21 protein-coding genes are annotated in these 21,749 nt (G+C 70.9%); 4 read left to right on the top strand and 17 right to left on the bottom strand.

The window, feature by feature from the left end:
- The 10 genes from GB932_RS07700 to GB932_RS07655 all read right to left on the bottom strand — a co-directional run.
- Positions 1 to 1,413 (bottom strand): aldehyde dehydrogenase family protein (locus tag GB932_RS07700; protein WP_156760093.1); only part of this gene is annotated, 1,413 nt, incomplete at its 3' end.
- A 126-nt stretch (positions 1,414 to 1,539) separates the two neighbouring features.
- Complete coding sequence (locus GB932_RS07695; protein ID WP_156760092.1) at positions 1,540 to 2,430, bottom strand: sugar phosphate isomerase/epimerase family protein; 891 nt, start codon at positions 2,428 to 2,430, stop codon at positions 1,540 to 1,542.
- 1 nt (position 2,431) lies between these two features.
- Positions 2,432 to 3,214 carry an SDR family NAD(P)-dependent oxidoreductase gene (locus GB932_RS07690; protein WP_156760091.1) on the bottom strand — a complete coding sequence of 261 codons (783 nt, stop codon included), beginning with the start codon at positions 3,212 to 3,214 and terminating at the stop codon, positions 2,432 to 2,434.
- A gap of 45 nt (positions 3,215 to 3,259) precedes the next feature.
- Positions 3,260 to 4,081, bottom strand: coding sequence for an SDR family NAD(P)-dependent oxidoreductase (locus tag GB932_RS07685; RefSeq protein ID WP_156760090.1), 822 nt, complete (start codon positions 4,079 to 4,081; stop codon positions 3,260 to 3,262).
- Positions 4,078 to 5,124, bottom strand: coding sequence for a sugar ABC transporter substrate-binding protein (locus GB932_RS07680; protein ID WP_156760089.1), 1,047 nt, complete (start codon positions 5,122 to 5,124; stop codon positions 4,078 to 4,080). The genes GB932_RS07685 and GB932_RS07680 overlap by 4 nt, the downstream gene beginning before the upstream one ends.
- 35 nt (positions 5,125 to 5,159) lie before the next feature.
- Entirely contained in the window at positions 5,160 to 6,143 is a 984-nt protein-coding gene (locus GB932_RS07675; protein ID WP_197517375.1) for an ABC transporter permease, read from the bottom strand.
- Between the two features lies 1 nt (position 6,144).
- Complete coding sequence (locus GB932_RS07670; RefSeq protein WP_156760087.1) at positions 6,145 to 7,656, bottom strand: sugar ABC transporter ATP-binding protein; 1,512 nt, start codon at positions 7,654 to 7,656, stop codon at positions 6,145 to 6,147.
- Entirely contained in the window at positions 7,653 to 8,717 is a 1,065-nt protein-coding gene (locus tag GB932_RS07665; RefSeq protein WP_156760086.1) for a zinc-dependent alcohol dehydrogenase, read from the bottom strand. The genes GB932_RS07670 and GB932_RS07665 overlap by 4 nt, the downstream gene beginning before the upstream one ends.
- A gap of 10 nt (positions 8,718 to 8,727) precedes the next feature.
- On the bottom strand, positions 8,728 to 9,699 hold the full coding sequence (locus GB932_RS07660; protein WP_156760085.1) for a transketolase family protein: 972 nt from the start codon (positions 9,697 to 9,699) through the stop codon (positions 8,728 to 8,730).
- The gene (locus GB932_RS07655) at positions 9,699 to 10,574 is read right to left on the bottom strand and encodes a transketolase (RefSeq protein WP_156760084.1); all 876 of its coding nucleotides are present in this window, start codon (positions 10,572 to 10,574) and stop codon (positions 9,699 to 9,701) included. The genes GB932_RS07660 and GB932_RS07655 overlap by 1 nt, the downstream gene beginning before the upstream one ends.
- Before the next feature lie 236 nt (positions 10,575 to 10,810).
- Here GB932_RS07655 and GB932_RS07650 point away from each other — a divergent pair, with 236 nt between their 5' ends.
- A complete protein-coding gene (locus tag GB932_RS07650) occupies positions 10,811 to 11,323 on the top strand; it encodes a MarR family winged helix-turn-helix transcriptional regulator (protein WP_156760083.1) in 513 nt (170 codons plus the stop codon).
- Positions 11,324 to 11,453: 130 nt separating this feature from the next.
- Positions 11,454 to 12,554: an NAD(P)-dependent alcohol dehydrogenase gene (locus tag GB932_RS07645; protein WP_156760082.1), complete on the top strand. Its 1,101-nt coding sequence runs from the start codon at positions 11,454 to 11,456 to the stop codon at positions 12,552 to 12,554.
- Positions 12,555 to 12,772: 218 nt separating this feature from the next.
- Here the strand turns inward: GB932_RS07645 and GB932_RS07640 are convergent, their stop codons facing one another.
- From GB932_RS07640 to GB932_RS07610, 7 genes are all read right to left on the bottom strand, one after another.
- The gene (locus GB932_RS07640; protein WP_156760081.1) at positions 12,773 to 14,032 is read right to left on the bottom strand and encodes an ABC transporter substrate-binding protein; all 1,260 of its coding nucleotides are present in this window, start codon (positions 14,030 to 14,032) and stop codon (positions 12,773 to 12,775) included.
- Complete coding sequence (locus GB932_RS07635; protein ID WP_231916061.1) at positions 14,029 to 15,087, bottom strand: branched-chain amino acid ABC transporter permease; 1,059 nt, start codon at positions 15,085 to 15,087, stop codon at positions 14,029 to 14,031. Before GB932_RS07635 ends, GB932_RS07640 begins: the two co-directional genes overlap by 4 nt.
- Positions 15,088 to 15,092: 5 nt before the next feature.
- The gene (locus tag GB932_RS07630; RefSeq protein ID WP_156760080.1) at positions 15,093 to 15,974 is read right to left on the bottom strand and encodes a branched-chain amino acid ABC transporter permease; all 882 of its coding nucleotides are present in this window, start codon (positions 15,972 to 15,974) and stop codon (positions 15,093 to 15,095) included.
- Between the two features lies 1 nt (position 15,975).
- Entirely contained in the window at positions 15,976 to 16,686 is a 711-nt protein-coding gene (locus GB932_RS07625) for an ABC transporter ATP-binding protein (RefSeq protein ID WP_156760079.1), read from the bottom strand.
- The gene (locus GB932_RS07620) at positions 16,673 to 17,455 is read right to left on the bottom strand and encodes an ABC transporter ATP-binding protein (protein WP_156760078.1); all 783 of its coding nucleotides are present in this window, start codon (positions 17,453 to 17,455) and stop codon (positions 16,673 to 16,675) included. Before GB932_RS07620 ends, GB932_RS07625 begins: the two co-directional genes overlap by 14 nt.
- Before the next feature lie 125 nt (positions 17,456 to 17,580).
- A complete protein-coding gene (locus GB932_RS07615; protein WP_156760077.1) occupies positions 17,581 to 18,786 on the bottom strand; it encodes a cytochrome P450 in 1,206 nt (401 codons plus the stop codon).
- An 8-nt stretch (positions 18,787 to 18,794) separates the two neighbouring features.
- Positions 18,795 to 19,766, bottom strand: coding sequence for a PDR/VanB family oxidoreductase (locus GB932_RS07610; RefSeq protein WP_156760076.1), 972 nt, complete (start codon positions 19,764 to 19,766; stop codon positions 18,795 to 18,797).
- 134 nt (positions 19,767 to 19,900) lie between these two features.
- On the opposite strand from GB932_RS07610, the gene GB932_RS07605 reads away from it, so the two are divergent.
- Together GB932_RS07605 and GB932_RS07600 are read left to right on the top strand one after the other, a co-directional pair.
- Positions 19,901 to 20,767, top strand: a complete 867-nt coding sequence (locus GB932_RS07605) for an IclR family transcriptional regulator (RefSeq protein ID WP_156760075.1) — start codon at positions 19,901 to 19,903, stop codon at positions 20,765 to 20,767.
- Positions 20,764 to 21,714, top strand: a complete 951-nt coding sequence (locus tag GB932_RS07600) for a LysR family transcriptional regulator (protein ID WP_156760074.1) — start codon at positions 20,764 to 20,766, stop codon at positions 21,712 to 21,714. The genes GB932_RS07605 and GB932_RS07600 overlap by 4 nt, the downstream gene beginning before the upstream one ends.
- Positions 21,715 to 21,749 lie beyond the last annotated feature (35 nt).

Raw genomic sequence — 21,749 nt, 5'->3', positions numbered from 1 at the left:
GCCCTGTTCGCGGCCGAAGCCCGACTGCTTCATGCCGCCGAACGGGGCGCGCAGGTCGAGGCGCGTCGCGCCGTGGTCGTTGACCCACACGTAGCCGCACACGAGCTGGGATCCGATGCGCTGCGCCGTCTCGGGCGATGCGGTCCACACCGATCCGCAGAGCCCGCCCCAGGAGTCGTTCGCGGCTGCGACGGCCTCCTCTTCGGAGTCGAAGGGGATGACGGGGATGACGGGGCCGAACTGCTCCTCGGTGACGACGCGGAGCGAGGGATCCGGGTCGACGACGATCGCGGGGCGGAGGAAGTTGCCGCCCGCGAGGTCGCCGCCGGGCAGCTCGCCGTATTCGCGGACGTCGGCGCCGGAATCCTTCGCCTCCTGGATCAGCGATTCGACGAACTCCTTCTGCGCCGGCTGGTGGAGCGGGCCCATCGTGGTGCCTTCGTCGAGGCCGTAGCCGAGCACGGTCTTCTCGAGCCGCGCCTCGAGGCCGGCGACGAGCTCGTCGAGCCGTGAGCGGTGTACATAGACGCGCTTGGCGTTCATGCAGATCTGGCCGGTCGTGTCGTAGATCGCGGCGAAGAGGCGGTCGAGGTGGGTGTCGTCGAGGATGGCGTCTTCGGTGAAGATCGCCGCGTCGTTGCCGCCGAGCTCGAGGGTCACGCGGGTGAGCGAGGCGGCGCCCATCTCCATCATCTTCTTCCCGCCGGCGACGCTGCCCGTGAAGCAGACCTTCGCGACGTCCGGGCTCTGGATGAGGGCGGACATGTTCCGATCTTCGCCCGTGATGACGTTGAGGACGCCGGGCGGGAGCTTCTCGGCGACCCGCTGCACGACGCGGGTCGTGGCGAGCGGGGCGGAGGGCGGCGGCTTCACGATCGCGGTGTTGCCGGCGAGCAGCGCGTGGGGGAGCGCGGCGCCGAGGATCGCGATGGGCCAGTTGAACGGGACGATGACCGTGACGACGCCGAGGGGCTGGTAGCCGATCTCGGTCGTGACCGGGGTGCCGGGGGCGGGTTCGAGGGTCCTGCCGACGTCGACCTGGTCGGCGAGCTGCAGCGCGAGCTGCCAGCGGATCTCGAACACCAGCGCGTCGACCCACGCCTCCATGCGGACCTTGCCGTTCTCCTGGGACAGGATCGCGGCGTCGGCGTCGCGGTCGTCCGCGATGCCGCCGATGGCGTCGGCCATTCGCTCGGCGCGTTCGGTCGCCGACAGGGACGACCAGGATCGGAACGCCGCCTTGGCGGAGGCGATCGCCTCGGAGACGTCGTCGGCGCTCGCCGAGGCGGCCTCTCCGACGACGGCTCCCGTCTTCGCGGGGTCCGCGATCCGGAGGACGTCTTCGGTGAATCGCTCCTCGCCTCCGATGAACAGGCCGGTCCGAACGGCATCGGTCGTGGTGGAACTCGACATCAGATCACTCACCTCTCTGTGGTGCTGCGGGGCCGCCAGCGGCCCCTGGATGGAAGGGATCCCCTCACGCACAGTCTCCATCTCCGTGCGAGGGGAGGACAACAGGTCTCCCGCGGATCGGGAGCCTCAGGCGCGCGCGGTGTCAGCGGCACGCCGGATGGCGGCGGCCGCGTCGGCCGCGGTGCGCGCGCCGTCGTCATAGGGGGCGCGCCAGATCGCGAGCGATTCGCGCGCGGGGCGCGGCAGGACTCGGGCCGAGAACGCTTCGACGCCCCACCGCCCGCGGTATCCGTCGGCGATCGCCTGGCGGATGACCCGCTCGATGTCGACGGATCCCGAAGCGAGGGGCCCCCGGCCCGACTGGCCGAGCTCGAGATAGCGCAGGCGGGGGAGTGCGGCGCGGATCGCGGCCGACATGTCCGCCTCCTCGACCGCCATGTGGAAGGTGTCGAGGTGGATGCCGAGATGCGCGGATCCGCTGTCCGTGCAGAACCGCATCGCCTGCTCCGCCGTGTTGATCGTGGCCGTCTCGTACCGGTTGAGGACCTCGAAGGTCATCGTGATCCCGCGTGCGTGCGCCTCATCGGCGACCGCGCCGACGGCGGCGGCCGCGCGCCGCCACGCGTCCTTGGGCGTTTCGTGCGCGGGGCGGGCGAACAGCCCGTACGGCACCCCGTTCAGCTGGTCGGATCCGAGGGCCTCCGCCAGGTCCACGGCCGCCTCGAGGGCCGCGCGGCCCGCCTTGCGGATCCACGGATCGGCGGACGAGACATCGGCGTCGGGCGCCTGCACCGCGATCGGGATCGCCGTGATTCCGCGCACGTCGCAGAGGGCGCGCATGCCCGCGGCGTCGAACGCCGCGGGATCGACGGGCGGCAGCACGACGCGACGGTAGCCGTGAGCCGCGAGGGCGTCGAGGGCCGGCGCGAGCGCGTCCGACGCCGGGTCCGCGATGAGCACGTTGAGGTGGCAGGCGACGTCGAGGCCCGGCGGGATCCTGTCATCTTCTGGCGCCATGTCAGAACTCCGGCAGGTCGAGGCGCTGCTTGAAGACGGAGTACCCGTCCTCGACGTTCACGACCGTCCCGTTGATGACGCGCGACTCGTCCGAGCCGAGGAAGGCGACGACGTCGGCGATCTCGTCGGGATCCGTGAGGCGGCCCCGCAGCTGCTCCGCAGCGAACGTCGACTTCAGCTCCTCGCTGAACTGGTTGATGATCGGCGTCGCGACCCGGCCGGGGGTGATCGCGACCGCGCGGATCCCGTGCTCGGCGAGCTCGTAGGCCGCCGAGCGCGTGAACGAGATCACGGCGGCCTTCGCGGCGCTGTAGGTGAACGCCAGCTCCGCGGCGTCGAGCCCGTAGACCGACGACGTGCTGATGATCACGCCGCCGCGGCCCTGCGCGGCCATCTGCCGGCCCGCCGCGAGGATGCCGTAGTAGACGCCGTCCTGGTCGATCCGGATCATGCGGTGATAGTCCGCCTCGATGTCGTGCTCGAGCAGCGGCTTTCCGCCGGCGATGCCCGCGTTGTTGAAGATGATGTCGACGCCTCCGAATGCGTCGACCGCGGCCTGCACCATCTGTTCGACCTGGGCGAAATCCGAGACGTCCACGGCATGGGCGACGGCGGCGCCGGCGTGACCGGCCTCCTCGACCTCGTCGACGACCGACTGGGCGGCGTCGAGATCGAGATCGGCGACGAGCACCTTCGCGCCGCCGCGGACGTAGCGGTGGACGGTCGCGCGGCCGATGCCGCCCGCGCCGCCCGTGATGATGGCGACCTTGTTCGTGAGGGTCATGGATTCTCCTTGTCGTGTGGTCTGGCCGTGCCGTCTGCCGCGGGGTCAGAAGGCGGTGTGCGAGAGGGCGGCGGCGCCGCCGTCGATCGTGAGCGTCGCGCCCGTGATGAACGACGACGCCGGCGAGACGAGGAACAGCATGGGGCCCTGCACCTCGTCGGTCGTGCCCATGCGCCCCATCGGGATGGTCGATTCCCATTCGCGTTCGAAGGCCGGATCGATCTCGACCCTCCCGTCGCCGATCCGGGTGCCCTTGATGGGGCCGGGCGCGATCGCATTGACGCGGATCCCGCGCGGGGCGAGTTCGAGCGCGACCTGGCGGACGAGGTTGAGGATCGCCGCCTTCGTCGTGACGTAGCCGTAGGACACCATCGGGTCGGTGCGCATCCCCGCCGTCGAGCTCGTCACGAGGATCCGCCCGCCGGGGGAGAGGATCCGCGCGGCCGCGCGCACCGTCTCGAAGGTCCCGGTGAGGTTCGTGGCGACGACCTCGTCCCACTCGGCGTCGGCGTATCCGGCGAGCTCGCCGCCGGCGCGATAGCTCGCCCCGCCCGAGATCCCTGCGTTCGCGACGACGATCGTCGGGTGCCCGACGTCGCGGACGATCTCGGCGAACACCTCGTCGACGGCGCCGCGGAGCGCCTGATCGACCTGGTACGCATGCGCATCGCCGCCCGCGTCACGGATCCCGTCCGCGACGACCGCGGCGCGCTCGGCGCTGCGTCCGAGGACGACGACCGTCGCGCCGGCCGCCGCATACGCCTCGGCGGCGGCCTGGCCGAACCCACTGGACGCGCCCGTGACGACCGCGATCTCGCCCGTCAGGTCGAACAGCTCGTGGATGCCATCCCGGGTGACGGTCGTCATTCTGCGACCCCGAGAGTCGGCTCGAACTCGTCGACGTTGCTCGGGTCGACGAGCTGCGCGTCGACCTCGACGAAGATCTCGTCGGGAAGGGCGGCGCTCGACGCGTAGTCCTCCATGTAGGCGACGACCTCGTCGACGACGGCGATCCAGTCCTGCGCCGCTGACGCATACATCGGGCTGTCCGCGGCGATCTTCTCGGCCGTCTCCGCGAGCGCGTCGACGCCCGTGACGAAGATGTCGTCGCGGCCCGCCTCCTCGATGGCCTGCACGGCGCCGAGCGCCGCGTCGTCCCAGCCGACCCACACGCCGTCGAGGCCGTCGGGGTTCGCCTGCAGGTAGTCCGTCACGAAGTTGAGGGCCTCCGTGCGACCGGTGCCCGGGTCGAGGGCCTGCTTCATCTCGCCGCCCGCGATCGTCGCGCCGCCCTCTTCGAGGAGCTCGACGGCGATCCCGCTGCGGGTCTGGATCCCGATGTGCGGGTCGTGGCCGATCACCATGACGTTCGCGCCGTCGAGCCCGCCCATCGCCTCCTCGAGGCCGCCGACCGTGAGCTCCGCGAGCTGCTGCTGCCCGAAGGTGACATCGACGACGAAGTCGTCGTTCGGCTCTACGCCGCCGTCGATCGAGAAGATCGGGATGCCGGCGGCCTGCGCAGCCTGGACGAGCGGTGCGATCTGGCGGGGATCGGGGAAGCCGGCGAGGATCGCATCGGCGCCCTGCGTGATCGCCGTCTGCACGTCGCTGTTGATCTTGTCGTAGTCGAACTGGCTCGTGTAGAGGGTCACCTTCCAGTCGTCGTGCGCGGAGGCCTTCTCGACGAAGTCGTCGAGCGTGAGCTTGCCGCCGGGCGTCGCATAGCCGGCCGTGAACGCGGCGACGGTGAAGACGCCGTCATCGCCCATGCCGTCCGTGCGGTCCTCGCCGGCGCCGGCGGCGCCGTCGGATCCCATGCCGGAATCGATCGTGCAGCCGGCGAGCCCGGCGGTCGCCAGGGCGAGGACGGCGCCCGCGGCGAGCGTGCGTGTGAGGGGTGTCGTGTGCATCGTGAACTCCTTCGTCGTGATGCGGTTGAGGGGTGTCAGGAGGTCCTGCTCTTGAGGCTCGACAGCAGGACGGCGGCGATGATGATCACGCCGATGAGCACCTGCTGGATGTAGGTGTTGACGCCGACGAGATTGAGGCCGTTCTGGACGACGCCGATGATCGCGACACCGATGAGGGTGCCGCCGACGTTCGCGCGCCCGGAGCGGAGCACGGTCATCCCGAGGAAGACCGCCGCGACGGCGTACATCATGAGGTTCTCGGATCCGCCCGAACCGGCCGATCCGAGCCGGCTGACGAGGACGACGCCGCCGAGGGCCGACAGCGCGCCGGCGGCGACGAACGCGAGCAGGCGCGTCGGGCGCACGCTCACTCCCGAGAGGCGTGCGACCTCGGCGTTGCCGCCGATCGCGTACCACTTCCGCCCGATGGTCGTGAAGCGCAGCGCGAACCAGATGAGGGCCGCGACCACGAGTGCGTATACGACCGGCAGGGGAACGCCGTTGATCCTCCCCTGTCCGATCACGCCGTAGACCTCGGGCCAGCCGTAGAGCGTCGTGCCCTGCGTGACGATGAGGGTCAGCCCGAGGCATGTCGTCATCATCGCGAGCGTCGCGATGAAGGCGGAGAGCTGAAAATAGGCGACGAGCACCCCGTTGACAGCGCCGATCGCAGCGCCGACCGCGATCGCGACGAGGATCGCGAGGGGGATCGGCGTGCCTTCGATCATGAGCGCGCCCGCACAGGCGCCCGAGAGGACCGCAGTGGACCCGACCGAGAGATCGAAGTCGCCGACGACCATCACGATCGTCTGCGCCACGGCGATGATCGCGAGGATCGCGACCTGGTAGAGGATGTTCGTGATGTTCCCTGGCGAGAGGAACACTCGTCCTCCGATGACCGTGAACGCCAGGATGAGGATGGCGAGCGCGATGATCGTGCTGCTCTGCCAGACCCACGGCAGAATCGGGCGCCGCGGCGCCGCGGAGGCCTGAACCGTGAGCGTGTCTGTCTGCGCCATGTCAGGCGTCCCTTCCGTATGCATGGGTGAGGATGACCTCTTCGTCGGCCGTCGCCGCGTCGAGGACGCCTGCGACGGCGCCCTCGTGCATGACGAGGATCCGGTCGGAGAGGCCGATGAGCTCGGGGAGCTCGCTGCTGACGACGATCACGGTCGTCCCCGTCGCCGCCAGCTCGCGGATGAGGCGATAGATCTCCGCCTTCGTCCCGACGTCGATCCCGCGCGTCGGCTCGTCCATGAGCAGCACGCGCGGGCTTCGAGCGAGCATCTTCGCGAGCACGACCTTCTGCTGGTTGCCGCCGGAGAGCTGCCCGACGGGCTGGCGGGCGCCGTTGGCCTTGATCCGGAGGTTCCGGATCGCGTCCGAGGCGAGCTGGGCGACCCGCCGCGCCGAGACGATCCCACCCGGCGAGACGCGGGCGAGGTTCGGGATCGCGAGATTCTCGTCGATCGCCGAGCCGAGGATCACGCCCTGGCTGCGGCGCTCCTCCGGGACGAGGGCGATGCCGGCCTGGAGGGCCGCGCCGACGCCGAGGCGGCGGTGCGGGATCCCGTCGACGTCGATCGAGCCGGCGTGGCGCCGCTGCGCTCCGGCGAGGAGGCGCAGGAGCTCGCTTCGCCCCGATCCGGCGAGGCCGCCGACCCCGAGCACCTCTCCCATCCGGACGTCGAACGACACATCGCGCACGCGCGCGCCCGTCAGGCCGGCGACCCGCAGAGCGATGTCGTCGCCGTGGCCGCCGCGCGGGGGGAAGAGATCGCTCTGCTCTCGCCCCACCATCGTCGAGATCACGCCGTCGATCGTCGACTCCGCGACCGCCTGCGTCACGATCGATCTCCCGTTGCGCATGACCGTCAGGCGGTCGCAGATCTCGAACACCTCCTCGAGGCGATGCGAGACGTAGACGATCGCGACGCCCTCATCGCGGAGGCGTCGCAGCACGCGGAAGAGATCCTCGATCTCGGTGTCCGTGAGCGACGCGGTCGGCTCGTCGAGGATGAGCACATTCGCATCGATCGAGAGGGCGCGGGCGACCGCCACCATCGTCTGCTGAACGGGCGAGAGGTCGCCGGCGAGGGCGCGGAGGGGGATCCGCTGGCCGAGCCTGTCGAGCTGCTCCTGTGCGCGGCGGCGCACGGCTCCCCACCGGACGATCCCCGCGGTCTGGGGGGCGCCCTCGCCGAGCACGATGTTCTCCGCCACGCTCATGCTGGGGATGATCGACAGCTCCTGGTAGAGCGCGACGACACCGGCATCGTTGGCGGCACGCACGCTCGCGAACGCGACGCGCTCGCCGCCGATGCTCACCGTCCCCTCGTCCTGGCGGTGCAGGCCGGTGATCACCTTGATGAGCGTCGACTTGCCCGCGCCGTTCTCGCCGAGGAGCGCGTGGATCTCGCCGGGCGCGATCTCGAGGTCGACCCCGCGCAGGGCCTGCACGCCGTCGAAGGTCTTGACGATGCCGCTGACCTCGAGGGCCGACCGGCGCGGTGGGGCGAGGGTGCTCGTCATCGTGCGACCTCGTCCAGGTCGTTGCAGCGGATGATGACCTTCGGATGTGCGCCCGACACGTGCACGCGGAACGCCTCCGCCGCATCGTCGATGTCGAACACCGCGCCGGTGAACTCGTCGAGCGCGAGCTGCGGCAGCAGCTGCAGGGCGCGGGGGAACGCGTACGGCGACACGAACACGCCTGTCAAGGTGAGCTCCTTGAGGTAGAGATGGTCCGACAGATTGAGCGGCATCTCGAAGTCCTCGGGGTACATCGCGCCGTACACGACCGTCGCGCCCTTCGCGGCGATGTCGAGCAGGCCCCGCACTGCGCGCGGGGATCCCGAGGCGTCGACGACGACGTCGAAGCCGTGGCCCGCCGTGATCTCCTCGGCGCGCAAGGACTGGTCCTCCGAGGTGGGGTCGATCACGTGCGATGCGCCGTGGCGGAGGGCCATCTCGCGTCGCTCCGCGATCGGCTCGATGAGTGTGAGCGACGTCGCGCCGCTGCGATCGAGGACCTGCAGAGCGAGCTGGCCGATCGGCCCGCCGCCGCAGATCGCCACGCGATCTCCCACGCGGATCCGCGTCTTGTCGGCGATGCGCACGGCGACGGAGGTCGGCTCGAGGAGGCAGCCGGTCAGGAGCGACACCTCGTCGGGCAGGCGCTGCACCTGCGACTCATGCCACGTGACGGTCTCCGCCATGCCCGGTCGGTTGTACTCCTGGATGTTCTCGCAGAACTGCTGCGAGCCGGTCTGACAGGCGCGGCACGCGCCGCAGAACCGGATGAAGTTGCCGGAGACCCGGTCTCCGATGCGCAGCCCGCCGCGGGTCGCGCGCTCGCCGAGGGCCTCGACGACCCCGGAGATCTCGTGGCCGAGGCCGATGGGCACGTCTGTGCCGAAGAATCCCTCGGCGAGGTGCGGGTCGGATCCGCAGATCGCGGCGTAGGCGACGCGGATCCGCACGTCTTCCGGTCCCAGATCCTGCGCCGGCAGATCGACGACGCCGATCTCGCCGCGTGATGACGGGTCCGGGTCGCGGAGGCTGCCGATCCTCGTGACGGCGACGGTCTTCATCTCGTCCCCCTCACGCAGCCGCGGCCCGGCCGGCGGCGCGGCGGAGCGCCTCCACGGTCGCGGCCAGCCCGTAGCCGTGCTTGTCGCGCAGCTGCTCGTCTTCGCCGAAGCCGGCGTACACCTGGGGGATCCCGAGGCGCTCGAACGAGTCGAGGCGGATGCCGCGGTCGGCGACGACGTCGGCGACGCGCGTGGCGAGCCCGCCGTACGCGAGGTGGTCCTCGAGGACCACGATGCGTCCGCCCGTCTCGGTCGCGCAGCGCTCGACGAGGTCGGCGTCGATGGGCTTGAGGGTGAACATGTCGACGACGCGCACCGAGACGCCCTCGCCGGCGAGCGCGTCGGCGGCGTCGAGCGCCTGCGCGACGGTCGTGCCGTGCGTGAACAGCGTCACGTCCCAGCCCTCGCGTGCGACGATGCCCTGCCCGATGCGCACGTCGTGCTCACCGGGGGCGTAGAGCACCTTGTCCTTCTTGCCGACGGCGAGGCGGATGTAGATCGGGCCGTCCATCTCCATCGACTGGCGGATGATCTCGCCGACCATGGCGGGGTCGCCGATCGAGGTGACCGTCATGTTCGTGAGGGAGCACATGAGGCTGAGGTCCTCGACCGCGTAGTGCGTGGATCCGCCGTTGCCGACGAGGCCACCGTGCGTGCCGATGATCTTGACGGGCAGGTTCGGATAGCAGACGTCCGAGCGCACCTGCTCGAGCGCGCGCATCGACAGGAACGGGAGCATGCCCGAGACGACGGGGATGCCGCCGTCGTAGGCGAGTCCGGCCGCGATGCCCACACACGCCTGCTCGGCGAGCCCGACGTCGACGAATCGGTCGGGGAAGGCGTCACGGAATTCGACGAGCGTCGCGCCGATGTCGGGTGTGAGCACCCAGAGGTTGTCGTGGGTCCGCCCGAGCTCCGCCAGCGTGGAGCCGATGACCGAGCGGGCGGAGAGCATCTCTCCGAATGTGAACGTCTGAGGCATCAGGCCGTCTCCTTCTCTCGCGACGACTCGAGCGAGGCGAGCGCCCGCTCGAGGTCCTCCTTGCCGAGCGATCCCGCGTGCCAGGCGAGGTTGCGCTCCATGAAGTCGACACCCTTGCCCTTGACGGTCTCGCAGATGACGACCGTGGGGGTGTCGCTGTCGGGCGCGGGCAGCGCGTCGATCGCGCCGACGAGCTGCGACATGTCGTGGCCGTCGATCTCGACGACGTTCCACCCGAAGGCGCGCCACTTGTCCGGATACGGCTCGAACGCGACCCGCTCCTCCGCGAAGCTCGTCATGAGCTGGCGGTTGCGGTCGACGAAGGCGACGAGGTTGCCGAGCCCGCTGCTGCGGCCGGCCATCACGGCCTCCCAGACGGATCCCTCGCCCGTCTCGCCGTCGCCGAGGAGCGTCACGACACGGTGGTCCTCGCCGCGGTGCCGCGCGCCGAGCGCCATGCCGACCGCGAGGGGGAGGCCGTGGCCGAGCGATCCGGTCGATGCCTCGACGCCGGGCAGCTGGACCTTGCACGGGTGCATTCCGTACGCGCTGTCGAGCTGTCCGTACGTCGCGACGATCTCGTCGTAGGAGAAGAACCCGCGCATCGCCATCGCGATGTACATGCACACGGCGGCGTGGCCCTTGCTGAGCACGAATCGATCGCGGGCCGGGCTCTGGATGTCGCTCGGGTCGATCCGGAGGCCCCGGTGGAACAGCGCCGTGAGGATGTCGGCGACGGACATGTCGCCGCCGATGTGCACGGCGCCCTCGTAGGTGCCGCAGAGCTCGAGCAGCTTCCGGCGCAGCTCATACGCGAGATCCTCGAGCTCGGCGACGCTGTGTCGCGGCCCGGTGTCGAGGGTCGTCTGGGTCATCTTCGTGCCTCCTCTTCCTCGAGGTCGACGGAACGCGCTGAGGTCGTCGTCGACATCTCGCACTGTTCCGGCCGCCTCCGTCGGCGGCCGGTTATCAGGACCGTAGCAGGATCTGGTTTACATGTAAACAGAAATACGCATAAACATGGTTGACGACGATGCAGGCGTGGGTGGGCCGTCCGCGCCTGACACAATGAGCGCACGGCGGCGGACGTCGCCGTCGAGGGGAGCGCGAGATGACTGACGCAGTGGGCGAGGCGACGACGAGCCGGCGGGTGCCCCCAGGGGCTGTGACCGAGCCCCTCGGCGACGCGCTCGCGACGGACGAGTTCACGCCGCGCCTGCTCGCCCTGCTGTCGAACGCGCTCGTCTGGCGCGAGTCACAGGAGCTCCGCCGGGAGGTCGGGCTCGGCACCAATGACTGGCGCATCGTCTCGGCGCTCGCCACGCGTCCTGGCGCGTCCGCGACGGAGGTGTCGGAGTTCCTCGGCGTGAACAAGGCGGTCGTGTCGAAGAGCGTGAACACGCTCGCCGATCGCGACCTGATCGTGCTCGGGGAGGGGCCCCGCGGATCACGACCGATGTTCCTGACGGAGGCCGGGGTCGAGATGCATCACGTGATGAAGCCGATCTCGAAGCGCGGCGAGGACATCATCCTCGAGGGGATGACGGCGGGCGAATCCCGCGAGCTCAACGCGGTTCTGCGGGGAATGCTCGCGCGCCTGAAGGGCGCGGACCCGTCCGTGTGATGCGTCCGGCGTCGGAGCGGCGGATCCGCCCGCAGAGCGGGAGACCGGATGCCGTCGCGCCGCTCCTTGGCTAGCGTCGGGGTGACGAACCTACGGCGCGCGACGGAGCGCGCCGGGGAAGGGAGAAGCGATGCAGACCACAGCAGCCGTCGTCCGGGACAAGGGCGGGCCGTTCTCGATCGAGGAGGTCGCGCTCGACGAGCTCCGACCCTCTGAGGTGCGGGTGCGGCTCGTCGCGACGGGCGTGTGCCACACCGACGCGGTCGTGCGCGACCAGATCTATCCCACGCCCCTGCCCGCGATCCTCGGGCACGAGGGCGCCGGCGTCGTCGAGGAGATCGGATCCGCCGTCACGACCGTCGCGCCGGGCGATCACGTCGTGCTGTCGGTCAGCACGTGCGGCACCTGCCGCCACTGCCTGACCGGCGGATCCACCTACTGTGAGAAGCTCTACGAGCGCAACTTCGGCGGCGCGCGCGCCGACGGATCCCGCGCCTTCTCCGACGCGTCGGGTGAGCCGCTCTCGTCGCACTTCTTCGGCCAATCGTCGTTCGCGGCGCGCACGAACGCCGACGAGCGCTCGGTCGTCAAGGTCGCCGACGACGTGCCGCTCGACCTCCTCGGGCCCCTCGGCTGCGGGATCCAGACCGGGGCCGGCGCGGTCATGACGTCGCTGCGCCCCGAGCCCGGATCCTCGCTCGCCGTGTTCGGCGCGGGCGCGGTCGGCCTCGCGGGTGTGCTCGGCGCCGTCGCGATCGGCGTCGGGAAGATCATCGCGGTCGACCTCAACGCCGACCGCCTCGCCCTCGCCACCGAGCTCGGGGCGACGCACACCGTGAACGCGGGCGAAGAGGACGTCCCGGCGCGCATCAGGGAGATCACCGGCGACGGCGTCGACTACGCGCTGGAGACCTCCGGCGTCTCGCCCGTGCTGCGGCAGGCCGTCGACTCGCTGGGCGTGCGCGGCACGGTCGGCGTCGTCGGCGCGCAGGCTCCCGGCACCGAGACGGCGTTCGAGACGGGCCTGTCCATGACGCGCGGCTGGTCGCTGAAGATGATCATCGAGGGCGACTCGGTGCCGCAGGTGTTCATCCCGCGTCTCGTCGAACTCTGGCGCCAGGGCCGGTTCCCGTTCGACAGGCTCGTGAAGCATTACGACCTCGCCGACATCGACGAGGCGTTCGCCGCCTCCGCGAGCGGAGAGGTCATCAAGCCCATCGTCCGGTTCTGAGCCCACGAGCTCGCGATCGGTATCGAACCTCGGTCGCGAGCTCACACGCAGACGGGAGCGGAGCGTTGCCGTCTCTTCGGGCCGCCGGCATCGGGTCTGGCGGGAAGGTCCGCTCTGCGGGCCGGGGGACTGCGGCCCGAAGAGACGGCGTCGCGCAGCGGCGCCACGGGGCACTGCGATGGCCCGGCCGTCGACCGGCCGGGCCATCAGAGCAGAACTCAGCCGAAGTTCTCGGCGGTGTCGTACCCGTTGCCGTTGTACTTCTGCACGACGAGGCTCGAGACGGCGGGCTGACCGTCCTGGGTCGTGTCGACCGACGTGCCCTCGAGCATCAGCGGGGCCTCGAGGCCGGAGATGCCGCGGAGCGACTCCATGAAGGCGTCGCGGGTCGGCTCCTCCATGTCCATGAAGGCCTGCTCGAGCGTCGCGCCGATCATGTAGCTCCACATGCAGTGGGGGAAGTCGGGCGTCGTCGTGTACTCACCGGAGTACTCCTCGAGCGAGGCGAGGAACGTCTGCACGTCCTCGTCCTCGGCGAAGGCCGGCGACTGCGGCGCCTTGGCGAACGACACGGAGTAGAAGCCGTCGTCGGCGTTCGCGCTCGCCGGGCCGAGGATCGCGGCGGGGCTGGACGTGTTCGAGGGGAGGAACCAGCTGGGCGCCCAGCCGAGCTCCTTCGTCTTCTCGATCGACGAGATGACGAGGGGCGTGATCGACATGGCGTTGAAGAACACGTCGGCGTCGGATCCGGCGAGCTCCGTCAGCTGGGCGTCGACCGAGGTGTCGGTCGCCTCGTAGGTGAGCTCCTCGACGATCTCGACGCTCGTGCCCTCGATGGCCTCCTGGAAGCCCTCGAAGTATCCCTCGCCGTAGTCGTCGTTCTGGTACAGCACGGCGACCGTGATGTCCTCGCCCGACGCCGCGAGAAGCTCGCCGAACGCGGCGCCCTCGTTCATGTAGGTCGGCACGAAGCCGAGCTGCCACGGGCTCTCGGCCTGGTCGGAGAAGAGCGGGTCGCCGGTCTGGATGAGCACCTGCGGCACCTCCTCGTCGATCGCGGCGTCGCGGTAGGCGCGGTTCGTGGGCGTGCCGAGGCCGGAGGTGAAGGCGAACACGTCGCCGCTGTTCTGCTGGAAGTTCTGCAGGGCCTTCTGCGGGTCGTATGCGTCGTCCCACGCCTCGATCTCGACGGTGCGGGTCATGCCGTCGCCGAACTCGATTCCGCCCTCGGCGTTGCGCTCGCCCATGTAGGCGACGAGCCCCGCGACGGTGCAGGTGCCGGGGCCGGCGGTCGCGCCGGAGAGGGGGGTGGTGACGCCGAGCGTGATCGAGTCGTCGGTGACGCCGGGGCTCGCGGCGTCGGCGTCGTCTCCGCCGCCGCCCGTGTCGCCGCGGCCGCAGCCTGCCAGGGCGAGCGCGAGCGCGGATCCGAGCGCGACGGCGCCGAGCACCCGCGTGGATCGGGTCTGAAGAATCATGAGGAACCTCTCTGTTCGACGTTCTGGGTGCGGGGGTCGCCGCCGCGGGACGTGCGGCGGCGGAGGAGCCTGCGGATGCGATGCGGGACGCTCGCGAGCCCGCCGGGCAGGACGATGAGGACGGCGAGGAGGATCGCGCCCTGGATGAGGGCGGTGAGCGTCGGTGCGATCTCGTTCGTGAAGCTGGGGACGAAGACGTAGTAGATGCCGCCGAGGAGCGCACCGACGATGCTGCCCGCCCCGCCGACGACCATCGACGCGAGCAGGCTGATCGAGTGGTGGAAGGCGAGCGTCTCGGGGCTCGTGTACTGCACGACGACCATGTAGAGGAAGCCGGCGACCCCGCCGATCATCGCGGCGATCGTGAACGCCATCACCTTGTGGCGGTAGGGCGAGATGCCCATCGACTTCGCGACGTTCTCGTTCTCCTTGACGATCGCCAGGGCGCGGCCGAACTTGCCGCGCGTGAGATTCGCGACGAGCACGAAGCATCCGGCGGCGATGACGAGGACGACGTAGTACTGCCACTGGTCGTCGGCGAGCCCGGTCCAGTCGGGGGCGCTCGAGAACCGTGCGGAGGTGCCCTGGGATCCGCCCGTGAGGTCTGTGAGGCGCTTTGCGAGGGGGACGCCGATGATCGGCAGCGCGATCGTCACCATCGCGATCGCGAGGCCGCCGAGGCGCGCCGCCGCGAACGCGAGGATGAGGCCGGCGAGCCCCGGCAGGATCACCGCGGCGAGGAACGTCACCACGATCGGCCAGTCGTTGTTCACGCCGTATGCGGTCGCGTACGCGCCGAACCCGACGAAGAAGATCTGTCCCAGCGACACCTGGCCGGTGTACCCCATGATGACGTTGAGGCCGAGCACGGCGACGGCGAAGACGCCGATGCGGGCGAGCATCTGGTTCGTCGGCACGGCCATCACGAGCGGGGCGACGATGAGGAGGATCGCGAGGACGGCGGCGATCGCGATCATCAGCCAGGGCCGCCGGCCCGAGACCGGGGGCGTGGTGAGGGGCGCCGTGAGGTCGCTGGCGGGGGATGTGGTCGGCATGGGGCTCACACTCGCACGACGGTCTTGCGGCCGAACAGGCCCTGGGGCCTGACGAGCAGCACGATGAACAGGAACACGAAGGGCACGGCGATCTTGAGGTCGTGGCCGACGAACGGCACGTACACGGCCGCGAGGTTCTCGAGGACGCCGATCGCCCACGCGGCGACGACGACGCCGAACGGGCTGGAGAGCCCACCGAGGATCACCGCCGCGAGCGCGTAGACGAGGACGGTGTCGAGCATGCCGGGCGTCAGCGACAGTCGCTGCGCGATGAGCGCGCCGGCGACGGCGCCGAGCGCGGCGGCGAGCCCCCAGCCGACCATGAGCAGGCGCCCGACGGGGATCCCGGACAGCGCGGCGGAGGAGGGGTTGTCGGCGACGGCGCGGAGGGCGAGGCCGAGCTTCGTGCCGCGGAAGAGCACCTGGATCAGCACCATGAAGGCGAAGATCACGAGGAAGGTGCCGAGCGACCGCCAGCTGATGGCGGCGCCGAGGAACGAGAACGACTCGGCGGGGAACAGCCACGGCAGGTGCAGGTTGTTGTACGACCAGATCGCGCCGCAGATGCCCGTGATGAGGGTGAGGAGCCCCACCGTCACGACGATCGCGGTGTCGGGATCCCCGCCCTCGAATCGCCGGATCAGCACGCGCTCCAGGAGGGCGCCGAGGAGGAAGGATGCGACGACGGCGAGCAGGATCGCGACGATGAGGGGGAGGCCGAAGCCGACGAGCGCGAAGACGAAGTAGGCCGCGAGCACGGCCATGCCACCCTGCGCGAAGTTGATCATGCCGGTGGACTGATTGACGAGGACGATGGCGAGGCCGAGGGCCGCATATACGGATCCCATGCCGAGGCCGTCGACGACGAGCTGGATGAAGGTTCCCATATCAGCCTCCGAGGTACGCCTTCCGGATCTCGTCGCGGCCGCGGAGCTCCGCTGTCGTGCCGCTGATGGTGCTGCGCCCCGTCTCGAGGATCGTCGCGGCGTCGACGACGCGGAACGCGAGGTTGGCGTTCTGTTCGACGACGAGCATGGCGATGCCCGATTCGCTTCGCAGGCGGGCGATCGCGTCGTACACGTCCTGCGCCGTCGACGGCGCGAGGCCGAGCGACGGCTCGTCGAGCACGAGCAGGCGCGGCTTCGCCATGAAGGCGCGCCCCACGGCGAGCATCTGCTGCTCGCCGCCCGACAGCGCCGACGCGTTCTGCGAGATGCGGCGGGCGAGGTTCGGGAACAGCTCGAGCAGGAAGTCGATGTCGGTGCGGATCTGCGACCGATCCCGGCGCAGATAGGCGCCGACGAGGAGGTTCTCGCGCACTGAGAGGTTCGGCAGCGTTCCGCGCCCCTCGGGGACGTGCGCGATGCCGAGCGCGGCGGTCTTCTCCGGGCCGATGTGCGTGATGTCGTGCCCGTCGAACGTGATCCGTCCGCCGACGTTCACGGTGCCGCTGATCGCGCGCAGCGTGGTCGTCTTTCCGGCGCCGTTGGATCCGAGGATCCCCACGGCCCCGCCGTCGGGGACGGACAGCGACACGCCCTCCAGGACGCGCACGCGCCCGTATGCGGCCGTGACGTCCTCGAGCTCAAGCAGCGTCATCGGTCGCCTCCTTCCCGAGGTAGGCCTCGATCACACGCGGGTCGGCCTGCGCCTCGGCGGCCGTTCCCTCCATGAGCTTGCTGCCGTGGTCGAGCACGACGACGCGGTCGGTGAGCTGCGAGATGAGCGACATGTTGTGCTCGACGACGATGATCGTCATGTCGTCGGTCTCCTGCAGCCGGCGCACCGTCGCGATCAGCTGCTCGACCTCGCCCTGTGACAGCCCGGCGGCCGGCTCGTCGAGGAGCAGGAGCGACGGATGGGACATGCGTGCGCGGCACAGCTCGACGCTCTTGTGCAGGCCGTGGGACAGCTCGTCGGCTCGCGATGTCGCCGCCCATCCGAGGTCCTGCTCCTCGAGGAGTCGCATCGCATCGTCGCGGACCTCGCGTTCGCGACGGCCGGTCGGGGGGAGCCGGAGCGCCCACGTGAGGGGGCCGCCCGGGAGGCGGGTGTGCCCGCCGAGCATGACGTTCTCGAGGACGGAGTGGTGCAGCTGCAGGGCGGGGTGCTGGAAGGTGCGGGCGAGACCTCGGCGGTTCAGCGTCGACGGCTGCGAGCCGGCGATCTCCTGCCCGTCGAGACGGATCGAGCCCGATGTCGGGCGGTAGTGCCCGCTGATGCAGTTGAACAGGGAGGTCTTGCCGGCGCCGTTCGGGCCGACGAGCCCGAGGATCTGTCCGGGTTCGACGTCGAAGGAGACGTCGGTGAGGACGGTCACGCCTCCGAAACGGAGGTTGACGTCCGTCAGCGTCAGTTGTGCGGCCATGCGGCTTCCTCGGGTCACGTCGGCGTGGGTCTCGGGGTGGGATGGTCGGGGGATCCCGCTATCGGACAGTACACGGGGTGGGGACGGAAATGTCAACAATTCTGTCGCGAATCGTGATCGGACCGTCATGCGCGCCGCGGTTCGGCGCGCATCGGCATGCTGTCCCACCCGCGCAGGGTGTTGTTCAGGTGGCGCACGGGGCGCGCGGCGAGGTCGACGCCGTCGACGCGATCGAGCAGGGCGCCGAGCATGACGGTGGCCTCGAGGCGCGCGACGTGCTGGCCGACGCACTGGTGCAGCCCCATGCCGAATCCGACGTGCCCTGACGGGTCGCGGGCGAGATCGAAGCGCTCGGGGGCGTCCCAGCGGCGCGGATCCCGGTTCGCGGCCCCGAGGATCAGCACGACCTTCTCGCGGGCGGGGATCTCGACCCCCGCGATCGTCGTCGGCGCGGTCGTCGTGCGGAAGAACGCCTGCACGGGCGACTCGAGGCGCACGGCCTCCTCGAACGCGCGCGGGAGGAGCGAACGGTCCTCCTGGAGCATGCGCCACTGCACGCGATCGCCCGCGAGGGCGTGCAGGACGGCGGCGATCCCCGTGACGGTCGTGTCGACCCCCGCCGTCAGCAGCGAGCGGACGATGAGCGGCGCCTGCTCCGGCGGGATCTCGCCGCGGTCGGCCGACTCCCAGATCTCGGCCCCGAGGCTGCCGGGCGCGAGGTTCTCGCGCGCGCACTGCTCGTCGATCCAGGCGACGGTCGGGCCCATCGTCGGTGCGAGCCGCTCCACGATGCCCTCGCGCGGGCCGAAGGCGTTGAACGCGAAGTCGCCGTACGGCAGCAGGTGCTCGCGTCCGTGCGGGCCGAGGCCGATCGCGTCGGGGAAGACGCGCAGGGGGAAGCGCTGCGCGATGTCGAGAACCGCGTCGAACGCGTCGCCCGCGCCGAGGATCTCGTCGGCGAGCTCGCCCGCGACGCGCGCCCATTCGTCCTGCATTCCGCGGAGGCGTCGCGGTGAGAGCAGCCGCTCCCCGACGTGGCGCGGGGCGTCATGCCGCGGAGGATCCGCCTCGAGCAGCAGGCTCGGGGGCCGCCACGGGCGCTCCTTCAGGAAGTCGGAGAGCCCGACGCCCGCGCCCGACTGCAGCGACTGCCAGTCGGTGAGGCCGCGGTGGACCTCCTCATAGCGCGCGCAGGCGTAGACGTCGTAGCGGGTCAGGCGCACGATGGGGCCGATCTCGCGCAGCTCCTCCTGCGCGGGCAGGGGATCACGGAGGTACTCCTCCGAGAAGATGTCGATGTCGGTCTCGGGAACGGCGATCGTGTGCGGCATGAGGATCCTCAGAGGTCGAGAACGAGGCGCCCGCGCGCGCAGCGCGAGACGCAGGGGAAGATGATGCGGCCGGCCTCGCGCTCCTGCTCGTCGAGCAGCGCATCGCGGTGGTCGGGGACGCCCTCGACGACGTCGGTCTCGCACGTGCCGCACACCCCCTGGTCGCACGACGTGACGACGTGCACGCCCGCCCGGCGCAGTGCGTCGGCGACCGATTCGCGCTCGCCGACGCGCACTGTCGCACCGCTGCGCTGGGCGACGACGTCGAACGCGACGGCGGGCGCGGCGTTCGCGGACGCGGCCGCGAAGCGCTCGACGCGCGGCGGGTGGCCGCCCGCTGGGGCGCCCCACGCCTCGACGGCGTCGAGCAGCCGCGCGGGGCCGCACGACATCACCCGCACGCGCGGATCCGTGGGGGCCCAGGCGTCGAGGTCGGCGCGCCCGTCCTCGTCCGCGCAGTGCACGGTGACCTCGGGCAGGGCGCCCAGCTCGTCGAGGAATGCGAGGCGCGAGCGCGTCCGGCCGAGGTAGAGCAGCCGCCAGGGGACGCCGAGGAGCCGCGCCTGCCGGATCATCGGCAGGACCGGGGTGATGCCGATGCCGCCGGCGACGAACAGGTGTTCGTCGGCCGGGGCGAGCCGGAACGCGTTCCGCGGGCCGCCGAAGCCGATGACGTCGCCCTCGCCGAGGCGGTCGTGGATGAACGCGGACGCGCCGCCGCCGTCCGACTCGCGCTGCACCGCGATGCGGTAGCGGTGCGCGTCCCACCTGTCGCCGCAGAGGGAGTACTGGCGGCGCTGTCCGATCGGGAGGTCGACGTCGATGTGCGCGCCGGGCGCCCAATCGGGCAGGCGCGAGCCGTCGGGTCGCGCGAGGGTCACGGACACGACGTCGTCGGCGACCGGGCGGATCTCCTCCACGCGGAGCGCGCCGCGCGCCGTCGTGACCTCGCCCTTGGGGGCAGGCGTCACCATCGTCATCTCGGCCTCCTCGCCGGTGTCGGGGTCCGGTCGTCGTCGACCGTGGGATCAGGCTACGAAGCGGGGCTCGGGTGTGCCGGTTTCGTTCCGTTCATGCGAATTCGCGGCTATCCTTCTCGGAGGACGGAGGTGCGATGGCGCACAGATCCGCCGGACAGTCGGCGCTCGCACGGCATCTGCGCGTGCTCGACGCGTTCCACCCGCTGCACCCGTTCCTCACGCTCGCCGAGATCGCGCGCGCCGCGGACCTCGCCCCGTCGACGGCACATCGCCTCGTCGGCGAGCTCGTGCGCGAGGGGCTCCTCGAGCGCCAGGACGACCGCACCTACCGGCTCGGCGTGCGGCTGTGGGAATACGCCTCGCGCACTCCCGGCGCGATCGGTGTGCGCGAGGCGGCGAGACCGTGGATCGACGCGGTGCATCGTCGCGTACGGCAGCACACGCAGCTCGGGGTCCTGCAGGGGATCGACGTGCTGTTCCTCGAGCGCGTCTCGTGGCCCGACGCGGTGGTGAACGCGACGATCATCGGCGGACGCATCCCGGCGCACGCGTCCGCCACCGGGCTCGTCCTCCTCGCGCACGCGCCGCGGGACCTCGTGGACGCCGTCACATCCGGCACGATGAGGCGATACACGGATCGGACCATCACCTCGCCGCAACGGCTGCGCGACGAGCTCGCGCGGATCCGCCACGACGGCTTCGTGGTGGGCGACGGCTACATCCACCTCGACGCACGCAGCGTGGCCGTTCCCCTCCGCGGCGCCGGCGGACAGGTCGTCGCGGCGCTCGGGGTCGTCGTCCCGAGCGACTCCTCTCCCGCGCGTCCGATCGCCGACCTCCTGACGGCGGCCGCTGTGGGCGCCTCGCGCGACCTGTCGCGCGCGACGGGCCACGCGCATGACGCCGCCCCCGAGTCGCTCGGCGTCTCGCCGCGATCCCTCGCCTACATCGCCGAGCTCGAGCGCGAGGCGCGGTCGGCCAGGACGGACGTCTCGGGGTGACGCACGGCGCGATGGACCTCAACCTCGTGCGCGTGTTCGTCGCCGTGCACGAAGCGCGCAGCCTCACGGTCGCCGCCTCCCGCCTGTTCGTCACCCAATCGGCCGTGAGCCAGTCGCTCGCGCGCCTGCGGCGCGAGTTCGACGATCCGCTGTTCCGCAGGCAGGGGCGCGCGATGGATCCGACGCCGCTCGCCGACTCGCTCTATCCGGGGTTCCGCGACGCGCTCGCCGCGGTTGATCGCACGCTCGATCAGGTGCACGCCTTCGACCCGTCCACGTCGGACCGGACGTTCCGCATCGCGATGTCCGAGCTCGGCGAGATCGGCTGGGGCGCGACCCTCCTCGGCGTCGTCACACGCCAGGCGCCGCGCATGCCGATCGAGATCGTCCCGATCGACGTCGACGCGCTGCCCTCCTGGCTCGCGCGCGGCGTCGTCGATCTGGCCGTCACGCCGCGCCGCCTCGCGGGCGTCGCTCGCGGCACGGTGCTCAAGACCCAGCGATACGGCGTCGTGATGTCGCGGGAGAATCCGCTCGCGGCGGGGGAGGTCGACCTCGAGAGCTTCCTCGCGGCGCAGCACGTCGACGTGGCCGAGGACTCTGGGGCGCGAGACGTACGGGCCGCCCTCGACCGCGTCGGCGGCCGCCGCGATCCGCACATCCTGGTCAACCACTACGCCTCGCTCCCGCCGCTGATCGCGCGGAGCCGCGAGCTCGTCGCGGTCGTGCCCGACACCATCGCGGCGGGGTGGGCGCGTGAGTGGCCGCTCGTCGTGCGGTCGCTGCCGTTCGACATGCCGCCCGTCGAGGTGCGCCTCTACCGGCGCGCCACGACACAGCACGCGGCCGCCCTCGACTGGCTCTACGACACCGTCGCGCGCGCGATCCGCGGATCCTCCGGGCAGTTCTTCGTCATCCACGGTGACCGCGGCGCGCAGCGACCCTGACTCCGCCGTGGCCACGGGGCCGGGCGACTGCGCGC

Source organism: Microbacterium karelineae, from assembly GCF_009745985.1.
Classification (GTDB): domain Bacteria; phylum Actinomycetota; class Actinomycetes; order Actinomycetales; family Microbacteriaceae; genus Microbacterium; species Microbacterium karelineae.
This window is presented reverse-complemented; position numbering and strand designations above follow the sequence as displayed.

Bases quoted from the DNA above. Each gene is read 5' to 3' on its own strand.
- GB932_RS07635 (WP_231916061.1), bottom strand. From the start codon at position 15,087: ATGCCGACCACATCCCCCGCCAGCGACCTCACGGCGCCCCTCACCACG.
- GB932_RS07695 (WP_156760092.1), bottom strand. From the start codon at position 2,430: ATGGCGCCAGAAGATGACAGGATCCCGCCGGGCCTCGACGTCGCCTGC.
- GB932_RS07675 (WP_197517375.1), bottom strand. From the start codon at position 6,143: ATGGCGCAGACAGACACGCTCACGGTTCAGGCCTCCGCGGCGCCGCGG.
- GB932_RS07665 (WP_156760086.1), bottom strand. From the start codon at position 8,717: ATGAAGACCGTCGCCGTCACGAGGATCGGCAGCCTCCGCGACCCGGAC.
- GB932_RS07685 (WP_156760090.1), bottom strand. From the start codon at position 4,081: ATGACGACCGTCACCCGGGATGGCATCCACGAGCTGTTCGACCTGACG.
- GB932_RS07620 (WP_156760078.1), bottom strand. From the start codon at position 17,455: ATGGCCGCACAACTGACGCTGACGGACGTCAACCTCCGTTTCGGAGGC.
- GB932_RS07630 (WP_156760080.1), bottom strand. From the start codon at position 15,974: ATGGGAACCTTCATCCAGCTCGTCGTCGACGGCCTCGGCATGGGATCC.
- GB932_RS07655 (WP_156760084.1), bottom strand. From the start codon at position 10,574: ATGACCCAGACGACCCTCGACACCGGGCCGCGACACAGCGTCGCCGAG.
- GB932_RS07670 (WP_156760087.1), bottom strand. From the start codon at position 7,656: ATGACGAGCACCCTCGCCCCACCGCGCCGGTCGGCCCTCGAGGTCAGC.
- GB932_RS07640 (WP_156760081.1), bottom strand. From the start codon at position 14,032: ATGATTCTTCAGACCCGATCCACGCGGGTGCTCGGCGCCGTCGCGCTC.
- GB932_RS07605 (WP_156760075.1), top strand. From the start codon at position 19,901: ATGGCGCACAGATCCGCCGGACAGTCGGCGCTCGCACGGCATCTGCGC.
- GB932_RS07660 (WP_156760085.1), bottom strand. From the start codon at position 9,699: ATGCCTCAGACGTTCACATTCGGAGAGATGCTCTCCGCCCGCTCGGTC.
- GB932_RS07680 (WP_156760089.1), bottom strand. From the start codon at position 5,124: ATGCACACGACACCCCTCACACGCACGCTCGCCGCGGGCGCCGTCCTC.
- GB932_RS07610 (WP_156760076.1), bottom strand. From the start codon at position 19,766: ATGACGATGGTGACGCCTGCCCCCAAGGGCGAGGTCACGACGGCGCGC.
- GB932_RS07690 (WP_156760091.1), bottom strand. From the start codon at position 3,214: ATGACCCTCACGAACAAGGTCGCCATCATCACGGGCGGCGCGGGCGGC.
- GB932_RS07645 (WP_156760082.1), top strand. From the start codon at position 11,454: ATGCAGACCACAGCAGCCGTCGTCCGGGACAAGGGCGGGCCGTTCTCG.
- GB932_RS07615 (WP_156760077.1), bottom strand. From the start codon at position 18,786: ATGCCGCACACGATCGCCGTTCCCGAGACCGACATCGACATCTTCTCG.
- GB932_RS07650 (WP_156760083.1), top strand. From the start codon at position 10,811: ATGACTGACGCAGTGGGCGAGGCGACGACGAGCCGGCGGGTGCCCCCA.
- GB932_RS07625 (WP_156760079.1), bottom strand. From the start codon at position 16,686: ATGACGCTGCTTGAGCTCGAGGACGTCACGGCCGCATACGGGCGCGTG.